General features: G+C 64.3%; 15 protein-coding genes and 1 pseudogene. 9 read left to right on the top strand and 7 right to left on the bottom strand.

Translation table 11 applies throughout. The features are described 5' to 3' along the window. Positions 1–657 precede the first annotated feature (657 nt). Entirely contained in the window at positions 658–2,061 is a 1,404-nt protein-coding gene (locus AACW18_RS09250) for an OprD family outer membrane porin (RefSeq protein WP_218388459.1), read from the top strand. A 115-nt stretch (positions 2,062–2,176) separates the two neighbouring features. Next, entirely contained in the window at positions 2,177–3,007 is an 831-nt protein-coding gene (locus AACW18_RS09245) for an SDR family oxidoreductase (RefSeq protein ID WP_218388458.1), read from the top strand. A gap of 78 nt (positions 3,008–3,085) precedes the next feature. Here the strand turns inward: AACW18_RS09245 and AACW18_RS09240 are convergent, their stop codons facing one another. Next, the gene (locus AACW18_RS09240; RefSeq protein WP_218388457.1) at positions 3,086–3,418 is read right to left on the bottom strand and encodes a DUF1904 family protein; all 333 of its coding nucleotides are present in this window, start codon (positions 3,416–3,418) and stop codon (positions 3,086–3,088) included. Positions 3,419–3,504: 86 nt separating this feature from the next. Between AACW18_RS09240 and AACW18_RS09235 the strand changes: the two genes are divergently transcribed. From AACW18_RS09235 to AACW18_RS09220, 4 genes and pseudogenes are all read left to right on the top strand, one after another. Beyond that, entirely contained in the window at positions 3,505–4,404 is a 900-nt protein-coding gene (locus tag AACW18_RS09235; protein WP_218388456.1) for a TraB/GumN family protein, read from the top strand. A gap of 180 nt (positions 4,405–4,584) precedes the next feature. Next, positions 4,585–4,734: a DUF3149 domain-containing protein gene (locus tag AACW18_RS09230; RefSeq protein ID WP_084228384.1), complete on the top strand. Its 150-nt coding sequence runs from the start codon at positions 4,585–4,587 to the stop codon at positions 4,732–4,734. 192 nt (positions 4,735–4,926) lie between these two features. Beyond that, positions 4,927–5,494, top strand: a pseudogene (gene smrA / locus AACW18_RS09225) (DNA endonuclease SmrA). A 133-nt stretch (positions 5,495–5,627) separates the two neighbouring features. Further along, positions 5,628–7,106, top strand: a complete 1,479-nt coding sequence (locus AACW18_RS09220) for a carboxypeptidase M32 (protein ID WP_218388455.1) — start codon at positions 5,628–5,630, stop codon at positions 7,104–7,106. A 66-nt stretch (positions 7,107–7,172) separates the two neighbouring features. Here AACW18_RS09220 and AACW18_RS09215 read toward each other — a convergent pair whose 3' ends face one another. After that, positions 7,173–7,574 (bottom strand): glyoxalase/bleomycin resistance/dioxygenase family protein, encoded by a 402-nt coding sequence (locus tag AACW18_RS09215; RefSeq protein WP_042654164.1) that lies wholly within the window; start codon positions 7,572–7,574, stop codon positions 7,173–7,175. A 199-nt stretch (positions 7,575–7,773) separates the two neighbouring features. Between AACW18_RS09215 and AACW18_RS09210 the strand changes: the two genes are divergently transcribed. From AACW18_RS09210 to AACW18_RS09200, 3 genes are all read left to right on the top strand, one after another. Beyond that, positions 7,774–9,294: an AlkA N-terminal domain-containing protein gene (locus tag AACW18_RS09210; protein ID WP_218388454.1), complete on the top strand. Its 1,521-nt coding sequence runs from the start codon at positions 7,774–7,776 to the stop codon at positions 9,292–9,294. Next, a complete protein-coding gene (locus AACW18_RS09205) occupies positions 9,291–9,767 on the top strand; it encodes a methylated-DNA--[protein]-cysteine S-methyltransferase (RefSeq protein ID WP_218329703.1) in 477 nt (158 codons plus the stop codon). Before AACW18_RS09210 ends, AACW18_RS09205 begins: the two co-directional genes overlap by 4 nt. Before the next feature lie 360 nt (positions 9,768–10,127). Further along, a complete protein-coding gene (locus AACW18_RS09200) occupies positions 10,128–10,502 on the top strand; it encodes a cupin domain-containing protein (RefSeq protein ID WP_042654167.1) in 375 nt (124 codons plus the stop codon). Positions 10,503–10,750: 248 nt separating this feature from the next. Here AACW18_RS09200 and AACW18_RS09195 read toward each other — a convergent pair whose 3' ends face one another. From AACW18_RS09195 to AACW18_RS09170, 5 genes are all read right to left on the bottom strand, one after another. Then, the gene (locus AACW18_RS09195; protein WP_218388453.1) at positions 10,751–10,996 is read right to left on the bottom strand and encodes a DUF1272 domain-containing protein; all 246 of its coding nucleotides are present in this window, start codon (positions 10,994–10,996) and stop codon (positions 10,751–10,753) included. A gap of 40 nt (positions 10,997–11,036) precedes the next feature. Continuing rightward, a complete protein-coding gene (locus AACW18_RS09190; protein WP_218388452.1) occupies positions 11,037–11,366 on the bottom strand; it encodes a DHCW motif cupin fold protein in 330 nt (109 codons plus the stop codon). Positions 11,367–11,541: 175 nt separating this feature from the next. Then, the gene (locus AACW18_RS09185) at positions 11,542–13,398 is read right to left on the bottom strand and encodes a peptidase U32 family protein (RefSeq protein ID WP_218388451.1); all 1,857 of its coding nucleotides are present in this window, start codon (positions 13,396–13,398) and stop codon (positions 11,542–11,544) included. Positions 13,399–13,768: 370 nt separating this feature from the next. Continuing rightward, positions 13,769–14,377, bottom strand: a complete 609-nt coding sequence (locus AACW18_RS09175) for a LysE family translocator (RefSeq protein WP_218388450.1) — start codon at positions 14,375–14,377, stop codon at positions 13,769–13,771. A gap of 127 nt (positions 14,378–14,504) precedes the next feature. Further along, positions 14,505–15,485 carry a LysR family transcriptional regulator gene (locus AACW18_RS09170; protein WP_218388449.1) on the bottom strand — a complete coding sequence of 327 codons (981 nt, stop codon included), beginning with the start codon at positions 15,483–15,485 and terminating at the stop codon, positions 14,505–14,507. Positions 15,486–15,557: the final 72 nt, after the last annotated feature.

The following is a 15,557-nucleotide window of genomic DNA, read 5'->3' as shown; positions in this document are numbered from 1 at the left end:
CGCCCATCCAGACCTGATTTAAGGCGCCAACCCGAGCCGCGCCCCGCGCGGCTCGGGTCTGGTTTCCCGCTGGAAACAGACCCCTCGCCCATGTCCAGGCTCAGCCCGCACCTCCCATCCGAGCCCGATCCGCTCCCCTCTTAAATGGGCGCATAACGACACCCTTCGATCGCCATCGCTAGCCCCCGGCGTTCGACATATCTTTTTTTGTGACACAAAATTATCTGTTACCACCAGGTTAACAAAGAAAGTTCTGCCTTCAGCGCGAGATCCGAGCACGACAACGGGGAATCCCGCGTGATAACGCTGTCATCGCCGCCATGAGAGGGCTGGGAGTGCCCACACCAAGAATCATGATTATTTGCACTCGGTCATATTTTTGAAACTTCGGGGGAACTTTACATTGATATTTCGCACCGCGAACGTACTCTTGGTGGTGTCCGATCGCCAAGGGTCGGTACTCAAAAAATAAAGACTGTAAAGAACAGACTGCCCTTCACCGAGAGGCGCCAAGGCACCCGGGAATGGCGGCACACATAGACAAGTATTTCTTTTTTGCCCTACGGGGTTTTGATTGCAATGCCATTACCGAGCGGCGGGCCTTTGCCTGACTGCCGGACAAAAAAGCTAAGTCCATAAAATCAGGAGCAATACAAAATGGAAAAAGTGATCTTCAAGCGCGCCGCGTTGAGTGCCGCTGTGGTTACGGCGCTGCTCGCCCCCGGAATGGCATTGGCCGCCCAGGACATGATGAGCCCGGAATACGGCAAATCCTACGAGGCCTTCCTCGATGAAGGCAAGCTGACAGGCGGCCTGTTCTACTTCCAGCGTGAGCGTGACCGCGTACAAGCCGGTCCCGGTCAGGATGGCAAGTACCACTCCAACCTGAGCCATGCCACCACCCAAGCCGCCCTGAACTACAACTCCGGTTATGCCTGGGACATGGTGGGTCTGGATGTGGGCGGTTTCGGTGCTTATGACCTGGCCGTTGACGAGAGCAACCCGGTCAACGAAGAGAACGAATTCTCCTTCTGGGGCGACCAGTGGGGTTCAGGTGGTGACGGTGTTCCCGAGAATGGCTTCAGCCTCTCCACCGCCGCCCTGAAACTCAAGTTCATGGATGGCGCCGTGACGGCCAAAGGCGGTTACACCCAGCTGTATGTGCCAGGGGTGATCGGCGTCAACTGGTCCTATCAACCCGGTACCTACCGTGGTGGCCAGATCGAAGGTAACTTCGGCAAGCTCTACCTGACCTACGCCATCGCCGACGAATACAAGGCGCCCTGGTTCAAGAACACCGCCGGCTTCTCCAAGAGCAACCCCTATGCCAGCGATCCCTTCTCCGATGAGAACCAGATCGACTACATCCACGGTCTGGCGGCCCGCTACACCTTCGACAATGGCACCGCCGTCACCGGCTCCTTCGGTCAGGCCGAAGGCTACATGGACAGCTACCACTTCAAGCTGGCCCACAAGTTTGACGTACTGGGTGGCCTGAACACCAGCTACCAGTTCTACGGTTCCGACACCGAGAACGAAGACTATGACGGCCTGGCCTGGCAACAAGCCATGACCGCCAGCTGGGGCGCCGGTCCTTACTCCTTCCGCCTGGAAGGGCTGTACACCAAGGCCGAAGGGGATCTGGGCAACTACCTGCCCCGTCTGACCCGCGGCTACGGCAACTCCCAGGGTGCGAACGAGATCTGGTGGGATTCCCGCTCAGATTGGAACCATAACGAAGAGAAGGCCGTGTTCTTCGGCACCAGCCGCACGCTGGATGATCTGGTCGGTGCTCCAGGCTGGACCGCCGGTGTCTCCGGTGCCTACGGTTGGGATGCCAACAACGGCGATGGTACCCTGGAGCCGGGCAAGGAGTGGGCCTTCAACTTCGACGTCATGTACACGGTGCAGGATGGCAAGCTGAAGGGCACGCTGTTCAAGCTGCACTACACCGATTACAACAACGAACAGGACGACAAGGGCAGCTGGTACTACCCGAACATGTTCAGCTCCGAGCATGACGTCAAGTTCCACATCATCATGCCGTTCACCATCCTGTAATCAGGACGATGTTCTGCCAGCAAACCGGGCCACATGGCCCGGTTTTGTTTTTGGTGGCGCTCAGGCTACCATGCCCGCTTCGGCCATCTGCTGGCCGCCAATCAGGATGACCCCAATGCCCCACCCCTTCGTGCTTATCACCGGCTGCTCCAGCGGCATCGGCCTCGCCGCCGCCAAGGCGCTCGGTGCCCACGGCTTCACCGTGATCGCCTCCGCCCGCAAGGCCGAGGATGTGGCACAGCTGCGGCAGCAGGGCCTGCTGGCGGTGCAGCTGGATCTGGCGGACACCGCCAGCATAGAGCGGGGGGCGGCAGAGGCACTGGCACTGGCCGGGGGTCGCCTGTACGGGCTGTTCAACAACGGCGCCTACGGCCAGCCCGGCGCGCTGGAAGACCTGCCCACCGAGGCGCTGCGCGCCCAGTTCGACACCAACCTGTTTGGCTGGCACCATCTCATTCGTCAGGTGCTGCCGGCCATGCTGGCCGCGGGCGAGGGACGCATAGTGCAGAACAGCTCGGTGCTCGGCCTGGTGGCCATGAAGTATCGCGGCGCCTACAACGCCAGCAAGTTCGCGCTGGAAGGCTACACCGACACCCTGCGCCTCGAACTCGAGGGCAGCGGCGTGCACATCAGCCTGATAGAGCCCGGCCCCATCGACACCCGTTTTCGCGCCAATGCCCGCGACGCCTTCGTGCGTCACATCGATCCAGCCCAGAGCCGCCATCAGGGCGCCTATCGCCAGACCCTGACCCGGCTGGAGAAGGAGGGGGCCACCAGCGGCTTCACCCTGTCGAGCGAGGCCTGCATACCGCCGCTGCTGCATGCGCTGCAGAACAAGCGCCCCAAGCATCGCTACCCTGTCACCCTGCCGACCAAGCTGTTTACTGTGCTGCGCCGCCTGCTGCCGAGCCGCTGGCTTGACCGGATCCTCGGCAAGTCGGTGTGATCCCGTGAGCGGCCATGGGCATCCAGCAAGCCGGGCCGCGTAGCGGCCCCGAGGCGCCGACCTGGTTTACCCTCTTCCTCAATAGTGCTGGCCGTCGCTGTAGTAGTGGCTCTTGACGATCGGCAGCACCTGCACCACCACATAGGCCTGCTCCCCCAGCACCGCCTTCAGATGGCGGGTGATGAGCGCCGCGGCGGCATCCTGCAGCTCCTGCGGGCGGTCGAACCAGACCAGCTCCACGAACGGAGAACCCACCTCGCGCTCGCCGTCGCGTACCCGGATGCAGTCGACGCACTCAAGGGTGACAAACTCCGGCTTGCCGCCGGTCAGGGCGCAGAGATCCGCCAGCAAGGGGCGGCTTATCTGCTGCAGGGTGTCGACAGAAACTGCCCGAAAACGAAGGTGGGGCATGGGAAACCTCTTGGCTGTGACAAATGAGGACTTATCATAGGGCTTATTGCTTTGAAGAGAAGCCATCCCCTCACATAAGGTGTCCCATGAGATTTCATCGTACGCTGTTCTCCTTCCTGCTGTGCCTGCTGCTGCCGCTGCAAGCCTTCGCAGATCCGGCCTTCTATCGCATCAGCAAGGGCAGTGAGCAGCACTGGTTGCTGGGCTCCATTCATGCGGGCAAGCCCTCGCTCTACCCGCTGCCCGAGCCCGTCGAGCGGGCCTGGCAGCAGAGCCGCGCCCTGGTGATGGAAGTCAACATGACCAGCATCAGCCAGGAGCAGTGGCAGGAGATGGGCTCCATCACCCGACTGGTGGACGGCAAGACGCTCAAGGATCATGTGCCGCCCGAGCTGTATAGGCGCACCCTGATCGCCGCCGGCCAGAACGGGCTGACCGAGACCATGCTGGCACCGCTGCGACCCTGGTTTGCGGCCATCACCCTGACCCAGGCGGCGCTGGAGCGCACCGGCTATAGCGGTGAATTCGGGGTGGATCAGCACTTCGCCAAGCGGGCGAGCGAGAGCGGCAAGCCCATCGTCGGCTTCGAGACGCTGCTCGAGCAGCTCGGCTACCTCGCCAGCGTCGGCGACAATCAGACCCTGATGTTAGAGAGCACCCTGGATGAGTTGCCGGAGCTCGAGAAGGGATTCGCCGAGGTCATGGCGGCCTGGCAGAACGGCGATCAGGCCACCCTGATCAACCTGTTGAAAGAGGAGATGGCGCCCCCCAAGCTGCAGGCCTGGCTGGAGCAGACCCTGCTGGCGGAGCGCAACCGCAACTGGCTGGCCAAGTGGTCCACCCTGCCGAACGAGAGCTTCATCGTGGTAGGGGCGCTGCATCTTTACGGCGAGCAGGGCATGCTCGCGCTGCTGGAGCAGCAGGGTTGGCGCATCACGGCGCTCACCGAGCCGGGCAGGGTCGCGACCGCGCCGGCGGCCCAGTGATCAGGGCGGCGTGACGCCATAAGGGGCTAGGTTCAGAGCGGCTGCGGCCGCAACTGCGAGGCCGCTCACAGAACAGGCCAGCGGTTAAATAACCAGCAAGGGACTTGATCGAGATCATCTCCTCCCTCCCAAAGAGGTATCTATCATGCCTGTCATCGAAGGATGACAGGAGTGAACGAGATGGAGTTTTGGCTCAACCTGATGTTTGGCAACAGCGTGGGACTGATGTCCATGCTGGTGATTATCGGCACCTTCCTGCTGATCAGCGCCTACGCGGCCTACTTCATCTACAAGGTGATGCACGCCAAGCCGCCCACCGAGGAACAATAAACCGGCAGGCGAAACGGATCCGCCGCTTGCGGGCAAGCCATGCCAAACGACGCGAGCCCGCCATACGAGGTGATGCGCACCAAGCGCCGCCCACCGTGGCGCAATGATCCCAGCGGGTGAGCCCGGCCCGCCATTCTAAGCACGATCGAGGCTCGCTATAATGCGCCCTCATTCTCATGCGGAGGGCCTGCCGTGTCCCATGACGACGAACGCTCACTGTTCCTGCAGGAAGTGGCCGACGTGCGGCCACTGTGCAGCGACCACCTCAGGCCCCCAGCGGGCAACCCCACCCCGACCGAGGCACAGCTCGCGCGCCGCCAGGCCGCCAGCGCCGAGCGGCTCACTCTGGCTAGCCTCAGCATGGAGGCTGCCCCCATGCTCGATCCCCACGACCTCATCGGCTTCAAGCGCGACGGGGTGCAGGAGGGCGTCTACAAGAAGCTGCGACTCGGCAAATACGAGCTGCAAGGCTGCCTGGATCTGCACCAGAAGACGCTGAGCGAGACGCGCCAGGCGCTGGTGCAGTTCCTCCTGGATTGCGAGCTGCGCGACATCCGCTGCCTGCTGATCCTGCACGGCAAGGGGGAGCGCAGCAGCCCGCGCCCATGTCAGCGCCTGGCTGCCGCAACTGCCGGCGGTGATGGCCATCCACAGCGCCGAGTGCCGTCACGGCGGCAGCGGCGCGCTCTACGTCCTGCTCAGAAAGAGCGAGCGCAAGCAGGCACAGAACCGCGAACGTCACCAGCAGCGCCTCGGCTAGTCAGCACCTGTCATCTGGTCAGGCATCCTCGGCCAGGGTGGTAAAACGCGCGATGGCAGTGTTAGCATCGAACGGCCCCGATCATGCCAGGTACGGGGTGCATACTCTCAGGGACGATAACAAGGACAATCCCATGTCATACCAAAAGCTTGAACAACATCAGCAACAGCTGCACCGGCTCTCCCATCTCAGCGCCATCTGCGGCTGGGATCGGGCCGCCATGATGCCGGAAGGCGGCAACGAGGCACGCGCCGAGGCCATGGCCGAACTCGGCGTGCTGATCCACCAGAAACGCACCGCCCCCGAACTCGGCGACTGGATAGCGCGGGCCGAGAGCGAGCCGCTTGACGCCACCCAGCAGGCGAACCTGCGGGAGATCAAGCGCCACTGGCAGGATGCGATCCTGCTGCCGAGTGACCTGGTCGAGGCTTTGTCGCTCGCCGGCAGCAAGTGCGAGCACGCCTGGCGCAGCCAGCGCAAGCACAACGACTGGGCCGGCTTCGCCCCGAATCTCGAGGAGGTGGTGAAGCTGTCGCGGGAAGTGGCACGCCTTCGCGCCGAGGCGCTCGGGGTGCGCCCCTACGACGCCATGCTGGCGCTGTACGAGCCCGGTATGACGAGCGAGCGGCTGGATCAGATCTTCGGCGATCTCACCGGCTGGCTGCCCAGCCTGATCCAACAGGTGAGCGAGCTGCAGAAGCGTGACACCTTGCTGATCCCGCAGGGCCCCTTCCCCGTCGCCACCCAGCAGGCGCTCGGCCAGCAGGTGATGGGCTTGCTCGGCTTTGACTTCGCGCACGGCCGGCTCGACGTCAGCAGCCACCCGTTCTGCGGCGGCGTGCCGACGGATGTGCGCATCACCACGCGCTACAACGAGCAGGAGTTCGTCTCCAGCCTGATGGGCATAGTGCACGAGACGGGCCACGCGCGTTACGAGCAGGGCCTGCCGCGCAACCTGCTCGGCCAGCCGGTCGCCGAGGCGCGCTCCATGGGCATTCACGAGAGCCAGAGCCTGTTCTGCGAGATGCAGCTCGGCCATCATCCCGCGTTCCTGACGCTGCTGGCGCCGCACATTCGCCAGCACTTCGGCGAGCAGCCGGCGTTGGCACCGGCGAACCTGGCGCGGCTGTACAACCGCGTCGAGCCGGGTCTTATCCGCGTCGATGCGGACGAGGTGACCTACCCGGCGCACGTGATCCTGCGCTACGAGCTGGAGCGCGACCTCATCGAGGGACGCATCGAGGTCGCGGACATCCCGGAGCTGTGGGATGCGAAGATGCAGCAGTGGCTCGGCCTGTCCACCAAGGGCAACTACCAGAACGGCTGCATGCAGGACATCCACTGGACGGACGGCTCGTTCGGCTACTTCCCGAGCTACACGCTCGGCGCCATGTATGCGGCGCAGCAGCGCTTCGCACTCGAGAGAGATCTCGGTGACATGGGCGAGCTGATCGCGGCGGGCCGGCTGCCGGAGATCTTCGGCTGGCTCGGCCGCCACATCTGGTCCCAGGGCAGCCAGCACAATACGGATGAGCTGGTGCGCCGCGCGACCGGCACGGCGCTGGATCCGCAGTGGCTGCGCAAGCACCTGGAGCAGCGTTATCTGAAGTAACGGTCAGCAAGCCGCAGGACGAAACGGGGCAGCCAAGGCTGCCCCGTTTCTATTGGTCGTCGCCCGTCACAGCGGATCGGGCGCGGTGAGCGACTCGCGCAGTTGCAGTATATTGCCCTCGGGATCGAACGCATTGCGCAGCACGAAGCCCGGGGCTGACCACTGTTGCGGCAGCAGACCGCCTCCGAGATCCGCGGCCTTCGCCTCGGCCCAGGCGAGGCTCGACACCGTGAAGAACGGCTTGATGGCGCCCTCCTCCCGCAGCCGCGGCGGCACCGCGATCTGGATGCCGCTGGCGATGGCGTCAGGAATCGCATGCAGCAACAGCTGGATGTCGCGATTCTCCAGCACCACGAAACCTTCATCCTGGCTGAGGATCTCCATCTGCAGCAGGGTGCGGTAGAAGTGGGTCAGCCGTCCGAGATCCTTGGCGTAGATCAGGGCACCGGCGCGGGCGGGTCCTGGCATGGGTCATCCTTCTTGAGGGGGTCAACAGCAGATTCGCATATTTGGCCGCCCGACTCGACCGTTTTCACCTCACCGTCTGCGCTCTCCCGCTCGCCGCTTTCGACGGAAAGTTTATTTTAATCCCTGTCCGTTTCTGGCTAGTCAGGCCGCCCCCTCCCCCTTACTCTCGAAACATGTCCCCAGTGCCGAGCCCCATGCCATGAACCCGTTGCCACCGACCGATCCCCATCAGGACGAGATCATCCCCGGCCTCACCCGCGAGCAGTGCCACGCCGCCCGACTCGCCCGGGATGCGCGCTTCGACGGCCGCTTCTTCACCGGCGTGCTGTCCACCGGCATCTATTGCCGGCCGATCTGCCCGGCCCGGGCGCCGCACGAACACAATGTGCAGTACTTTCGCTTCGCAGCCGCGGCGGAGCAGCACGGGCTGCGTCCCTGCCTGCGCTGCCGGCCCGAACTCGCGCCGTCGCAGGGCGGGGATCTGCCGCCGCTGCTCGCGCGCATGTTGAGCCGCATCGAACGCGGTGAGCTCGGCGAGCATTCGCTCGGCGAATTCGCGGCGCAGGCGGGCATCACGGAGCGCACGCTGCGGCGCCAGTTCGAGCAACACCTAGGTGCGTCGCCAAAGCAGGTGGAGCAGACGCGCCGCCTGCTGCTCGCGAAGCGACTGTTGACGGAGACCGCACTGCCGATCACCGACATCGCGTTTGCGGCGGGCTTCGCGAGCATCCGGCGCTTCAACGATGCGTGGCAACAGGCCTATGGCCTGGCGCCGCGTGCCTTGCGCCAACGCGAGGGGACGGCGGCTGACGATATGGCGACGGACATGCCACCGGCGAGCCTCACATTGCAACTGCCGTATCGCCCGCCGTTCGATGTGCAGGCCATGCTCGCGTTCTATCGGCTGCGCGCCATCCCGGGGCTGGAGCGCGTCGAGGGCGATGCGTACGAGCGTCGCCATCGGATCGGCGAGCGGGAGGGGTGGATCCGCATCGAACCGGGCAAGGGCCACAGCCTCAAGCTGACGCTGCGAGACCTGCCGCCGAGCGCGCTGCCGGATCTGCTGTATCGTGTGCGGCGCATGTGGGATCTCGACGCTGACATGGTGCGCATAGGCGCAAGACTCGCAGAAGATCCGCTGCTCGCACGGCTGCAAGGGCGCTGGCCCGGCGTGCGGCTGCCGGGGGGCTGGGACGAATACGAGGTGATGCTGCGCGCCATCGTCGGCCAGCAGGTGTCGGTCAAGGGTGCCATCACCATCATGGGGCGGCTGGTGGCGCGCACCGAGGCGCAATTTGGCGTGACGGCGCTGCCGACCCCGACGCAGCTGTGCGCGCTCACGCTGGACGGCATCGGCATGCCGGGCAGCCGCATCCGCACGCTGCAGGCGCTGGCAGCCGCGCTCGCGAGCGGGGAGATCACCCTCGCCACCGCGAGCGACGAGGCACTGCTCGCGCTGCCGGGCATAGGCCCCTGGACGGTGTCGTACTGGCGGCTGCGCACCGGGCAGGATCCGGACGCCTTCCCCGCCGCCGATCTCGTGCTGCAAAAAGCGCTCGGGGGCGGCACCAAATTACCGGTCAGGGAGGTCATGGCGCGCAGCGTGTGCTGGCAGCCCTGGCGCGCCTACGCCGCGAGCTGGTTGTGGCACGCCATGAGCGAGCAGCCCGCGCGGCGCGGCACCCCGGACAATGAACAACCTGAGGAGATGACATCATGATCCGTTACGATTTGCTGGATACCGCCTGCGGCCAGCTGCTGGTCGCCATCGACGAGCACGGTCTGCGCCACGTGGACTTCGTGGACGGCCTGCGCACGCTGCCGGATCAAGCCGGCTGGCGGCGAGACAGCGAGGCGCTGGCGCCTTATCTTGCACAGTTCAGGGCCTACTTCGCCGGCGAGCTGCAACGCTTCACGCTGCCGCTCGCGGCCCAGGGTACGGCGTTTCAGCGCAGCGTGTGGCAGGCGCTGTGCGACATCCCCTATGGCGAGACGCGCAGCTACGGCGAGATAGCGCACGCCATCGGCAAGCCGAGTGCGAGCCGCGCCGTCGGCGCCGCGAACGGCCGCAACCCGCTATCGATCATCGTGCCCTGCCATCGCGTGATCGGCCAGAACGGCAGCCTGACCGGCTATGCGGGGGGACTGCCCATCAAGCAGGCGCTGCTGCGCCTCGAGGGGATCCCGATCTGATCCCCGGGCTTACGCCACCACTCCCAGGGGTCATCCGGCCCCTGGTCACTCCCCCATCCAGTATGTACAGCCCAACGACAGGCCGCCCCGCCCTCACGAGACAAGACATTGAAGGCCAAGGAGTTATGCCGAGGCCGCTGGCAAAGGGACAAAAACCCAGCTGCCGGAAGCGCCGCGCAGGGGGCGAATACTTGGCCGCGGCGGGCATCAAAGCGCTGCGCCGACGCGAGTTTGGGCGAATACTTCGAATACCGGAATGACGCTGCGCGTTGCCAACTTGTTGACTGTCGAGATCACGGCGTGTTCCTGGTGATCCGGTCGCGGCCATCGGCTGCGATCCGTTTGAAACGAGGAGGAAACATGTCCACTCCAGTCACCGTCACTCAATTCCAGGTGAGGTCCCACGGCACCCCTGACGAGGTGCGCTCACCCGACAAGACTCGGGTCGAGGTCGTTAAACTCGATGGCTACACCATAGGGCGGTTCAACTTTGCCCCCGGTTGGCGCTGGTCCGAATGCATCAAACCCGTCGTCAAGACGGACCAATGCCAGCTCTCGCACGTGGGTTACGCCGTCTCGGGATCGATCTCGGTCCGCCTGACGGACGGCACCCTCAAGACCATCAGCGCCGGCGAGTCCTACACCATTCCGCCGGGGCACGACGCCTGGGTCGAGGGGGAAGAACCCTTCGTTGGCATCGAGGTGCTCAGCGCCGATCAGTACGCCAAGCCATAGTGTGTCGTCAGCAACTCACCCAGGTTGCGACCGAACCCACCGGTGGGCACTCGCCCACCGGCACAGCAAGGCAGGCTTGATTAGCCAAGCCTCATCAGGCGTTCGTAAAGAGACATTGCAGACAATCCAGCCGCTCCCTTCGTATTGACCCTCCCCCTTCTCCCATGCGGGAAGAAGGGACAAGCACAAGGCCCGTGCATGCAGCCGCGACCATCAGCACCGGATGCTCGAACTGCCACTCCTTTTTCTTAAGGCTGGTTTTTCAGGGCCGGATTGAAGACACGCTTGAGGGAGGCAGGGTTGTTCGCCAGTTTCGCCGCGGGGCGACGGGGGCGCCTGACCAGCTCGCCGCCGCAGTTGGGGCAGAGATGATGCAGATGGTGCTCGCAGCAATCGGCGCAGAAGGTGCACTCGAAGGAGCAGATATAGGCCTCCTCGCTGCCGGCGGGCAGATCCTTGTCACAGCATTCACAGTTGGGTCTGAGTTCTAGCATGGTGGTTGGCCTCAGTGGCAGGCGGCAGAAGGTGAAGGGCTCAGTCGACTATAAACAGCCTGGCGCCCTGCTCGGTGAAGGATCTATGGGGCTCGGCGTTGTCGGCCACCTGATAGCTCATGCCCGCCGTCAGGGTGAAGACCCGGCCATCCTGCAACTCGGTGTGCAGTTCCCCCTCGATGCACAGCAGCACATGGCCCTTGCTGCACCAGTGATCCGCCAGATAACCAGGGGAGTACTCCACCATCCGCACCCGCATATCGCCGAAGCTCTGGGTGTGCCAGCGGGCCACCCCGGTTTCCCCCTTATGCTCGGTCGGCGCTATCTCGGCCCAGCGGGTCGTGCAAAACGGCAGGTTCTTGATTTCCATCACAACTCCCTTTGTCGGAAAAATCGGCGTCGCCACAGCAGGGGCGATAAGCACCCATCGATGTCCGCCATGCAGGCTTTTGGCCAGGATCAGGCGACCGCCCCCTATGGTGCCTCCCTTATACTGCCATCGAATCCGGCCCCGTGACATGCCCCGTCTGGCCCCCGATAGGGCACTAGCGCTTGAGACTGCCCATCACCTGCATCTCGCAGCGATTGCAGTCGAAGCGCAGCCGGAACAGGTCCTTGCCCATCTTCAGCTCGAGCGGTTCGGGTTTGAGGCCGGGCACCTGCTTGTGACAGAGGTTCTGGCTGTAGCGGATGCAGTGCTTGGTGATCATCAGCACCACCTCGCCCTCCTCCTTGTTCGCCTCAAAAGCGGGGGCGATGCGCGCCACCCCGTGCTCGCGGAAGAACTGCTCGGCGGCGCCGTTGAGCACGTTGCCAAGGTAGGAGAGACGGTGCTGGGGATAGGCCACATCTCGCTGCGCGATGCGCCGCTCTGGTCGCCGGTAGGCGGCGAGTCGCGCCGCCTCCAGCGCCGCTATGCCGTCCCGCCGCAGCCCGTTGAGCGCTGACGCCGCAATAAACAGCGGCATCGTTAACACCAACTCGATCTGGCGCGCCACGAACAGGGTGTTGCCGAGCTTGCCAAGCTGATCCCGCGCCTGTTGCAGCGCCCGCGCCGGGTTGTCGGCCGGCTGCTTGTCACAGGCGAGGGTCACGCTGGCGCTTATGCCCTGCTCGTCCGCGAGATCCAGCCGCAAGCCTTGCTCGCACTCGGATAACCGCAGATCGACCCGGATGCGGCGCTCGGCACTCGCGGTCGAGAGCAGCTTGCTGAACGCGCTGTCGTGGTTGCGGTAGATGGTGGTGCCCAGCTTGAGCCCGGGCACCGGCTCGGAGAGCAGTAACTGCTTACCTTCTACCTTGTTCAACCGCATCCCCACCAGCTCGTCGTTCGGCTTGAAGAAGCCGAGGCCGTCGCCGTTATTCAGTGTCACCTGATGCCCATCTATCTCTATGCCCTCCCGGGTTAGCCTGGTGACCTTGCCGAGCGGCTCCCCCAGGTATTTCGGGCTCCTGGGGGAGCCGATATCGGCCTTGCGCTCGTGCAGGAAGTAGTCCGTCGAACCGCGATTGAAGCTCTTCTTCGGATCCGGCACAAAGCTGTAGCTGCAACGCCCGGCGGAGGCGGCCACCAGATCCGGGCGTTTATCCAGGATGGCGTCGAGCCGCTGGCGATACCAGGCGGTGACGTTCTTCACGTAATCCAGCCCCTTGAGCCGCCCCTCGATCTTGAAGGAGCGGATACCCGCCTCGATCAGCGCCTCCAGGTTCGTGCTCTGATCCATGTCTTTGAGGGAGAGCAGGTGACTGTCCGCCACCAGCACCTCCCCATCCGGCTTCTGCAGCGAGCAGGGCAGCCGGCAGAGCTGGGCGCACTCGCCGCGGTTCGCGCTGCGGCCGGTGCGGGCATAGCTGATGTTGCACTGGCCGCTGTAGGAGACGCAGAGCGCGCCGTGGATGAAGAACTCCAGCTGCACATTGGTCTGGGCGCTGATGGCGCGGACCTGCTCGAGGGACAACTCGCGGGCCAGCACCACCTGGGAGAAGCCCACATCCTGCAGGAACTTCACCTTCTCTGGGGTGCGGTTGTCGGTCTGGGTGCTGGCATGCAGCGCTATGGGGGGGAGGTCCAGCGCCAGCAGCCCCATGTCCTGCACGATCAGCGCGTCGGCGCCGGCCTCATAAATCTGGTGGGCGAGGCGTTGGGCCTGCTCCAGCTCGTGGTCGTGCAGCAGGGTGTTGAAGGCGATAAACAGCTGTGCACCGAAGCGGTGGGCATGGCGCGCCAGCGCCTCTATATCCTCGAGGGTGTTGCCCGCGGCGCTGCGGGCGCCGAACGCGGGGCCACCCATGTAAACGGCATCGGCGCCATGGTTGATGGCTTCGATGCCGTAGGCAAGGTTCTTGGCCGGAGCCAGCAGCTCGAGGCGATGCTGTGCGAGGCGGTGGGTCTGATCGTGCATATCGTGCAATAAGCTCTGGTCTGAAGGCGGACGACAAGTGCCCGTCACTCTAGCGGGACCCGGCATTGCCTGCCTTGATCCCGCTTAAGATCACCGCAAGATACAGGATTGGATCAGGCCCCTATCCCGAAACGGGAGATGCGGCTCTCGCCGGGCCGAGAAAGCCTATGTGGTCACCCCTCATCCCCAACCCTTCTCCCACAAGGGGAGAAGGGAGCAGAGAGATTGTGCTGGCAACACTGGCACCAAACACTGGTCTAGATCACCACCTTCAGCACCAGCCCCAGCTGCACCAGGCCGCTTATTTTATCGATGACGGAGGTCTTCGCCTTGAGCCAGGTCAGCCATGGATGTCCGCGGGAGAGCAGCATCAAAGCACCACCTTCAGCGCCAGCCCCAGCAGCACCAGACCGCTTATTTTATCGATGACGGAGGACTTTGCCTTGAGCCAGGTCAGCACGGGGCCGCGGGAGAGCACCAGGGCCACCAGCACGTACCAGATAGCATCGATGCCACCGGCGGTCAGCATCATGATGCCACCCTCGCGCCAGCCGGTATCGGCGTGAACGAACTGGCTGAACAGGGCGATGAAGAAGATGGCGAGCTGGGGGTTCAGGAAGGCCACCATAAAGCCCTCGAACGCGCCCTGCCGACCGCGCAGCGCATGCACCGCCTCCTCGGTCGCGCCGCTGGCGGGTTTCGCCAGCAGCGCCTTGATGCCGAGCCAGGCGAGGAAGGCCGCGCCGCCGTAACGAATGAGATCGAACAGCAGCGGGGTCTGGGTGATCAGCAAGGAGAGACCCAGGGCGGTGACCAGCGCATAGATGCCGACCCCCAGGCCATGGCCGAGCGCGGTCGCCACCCCGTGGCCCTGCCCGCCCTGCACCGTATTACGGATGATCAGCGCCAGACTCGGCCCTGGGCTGATGGCCCCCATCACACAGATTGCCGCCAGCGCCAGCCAGCTCGTGAATTCCATAACTGCCTCTATCTCGAATGAAAATGAATACCGGCCGTCAGGTTAAGCGGGCGCACTACCATGCCAGAAGTGAAAGTTATGAATAGAGCCCATAGCCAATGGCTATGGGTCAGCACGACTCACTACCTCAGGATCTGCCGAGCGGTTTGTGGCTCTCGTCCAGCTGCTTGCGGCTCTCGGCTAGTTGTTTTCGGCTCTCGCCGAGGGTCCGCTGCAGATGTTCTCGCAGGAAGGGATAGGCCAGCTCCCTGAACCACTGGTGGGCCGGATCCTGATGATGGCGCTGGTGCCACAGCAGATGATACTGCTGGGTGCGGGTGGCGAAGGGCAGATCGCAGAAGCTCAGGCCGTGCTCCTGCGACAGCTGCCAGGCGATGTGGGCCGGGGTGGTCATCAGGCAATCGGTGCGCAGCAGCACCTCGACCGCCGCCTGGAAGAAGGGCACCCGGGCGAACCAGCGCCGGGAGAGGCCCTGGGGCATCAGCACCTGCTCCACCGGGCTGTCCTTGTCACCGCCGCCGCTCACCTGCAGATGGGGCCAGGCGAGGTAGTCCTCCAGGGTCGGCGCCGTGCCGGACAGCGGATGGTGGCGCCCCATCAGCATCACCAGCCGGTCCTCCCCCTGATGCAGGCCGCGGATCTGATCCGGCACCAGCTCCGTGATGGTGGAGACCAGATCCAGCTCGGACTGCCACAGCTGCGGCAGCTGGCGCTTGTCCCACAGGCTGTACTCGAGCGCCGCCAGCGGCGCCGCCCTCGCCAGCGCCGCGCAGATGTCGGGCAGGATGTGCTGGGCCACATAGTCGGAGGAGGCGAGCCGGAACACCCGCTCGCAGCGGGCGGGCTCGAAGCCGGGCGCCTCGTAGAGCCGCGCCAGGGCCCCGAGCGGATCGGCCAGTGCCGCCGCCAGACTCTCGGCCCGCGGGGTCAGCAGCCAGCGTTGCCCCTCCCGCACCAGCAGCTCGTCGCCAAACTCGCCGCGCAGCTGATTGAGCTGCTTGCTGATGGAGGGTTGACTAAGGTGCAGCAGCTCGGCCGCCCGGCTGATGTTGCGGGTCTCCAGCAAGACCTTGAGGGTTGGCAACAGGTTGAGATTCGCTTTGTGCACTCAGATCATCCCTGGGAGAAACCAGCCCCTATCTTAGGGCAAGGCGGGGCGCTATTTTAAGCAAAATCACCG

This window comes from Aeromonas sp. sia0103, assembly GCF_963895295.1.
GTDB lineage: Bacteria > Pseudomonadota > Gammaproteobacteria > Enterobacterales > Aeromonadaceae > Aeromonas > Aeromonas encheleia.
Note: the sequence above shows the minus strand (reverse complement) of the source record. Positions and strands in the feature narration are given on the sequence as shown.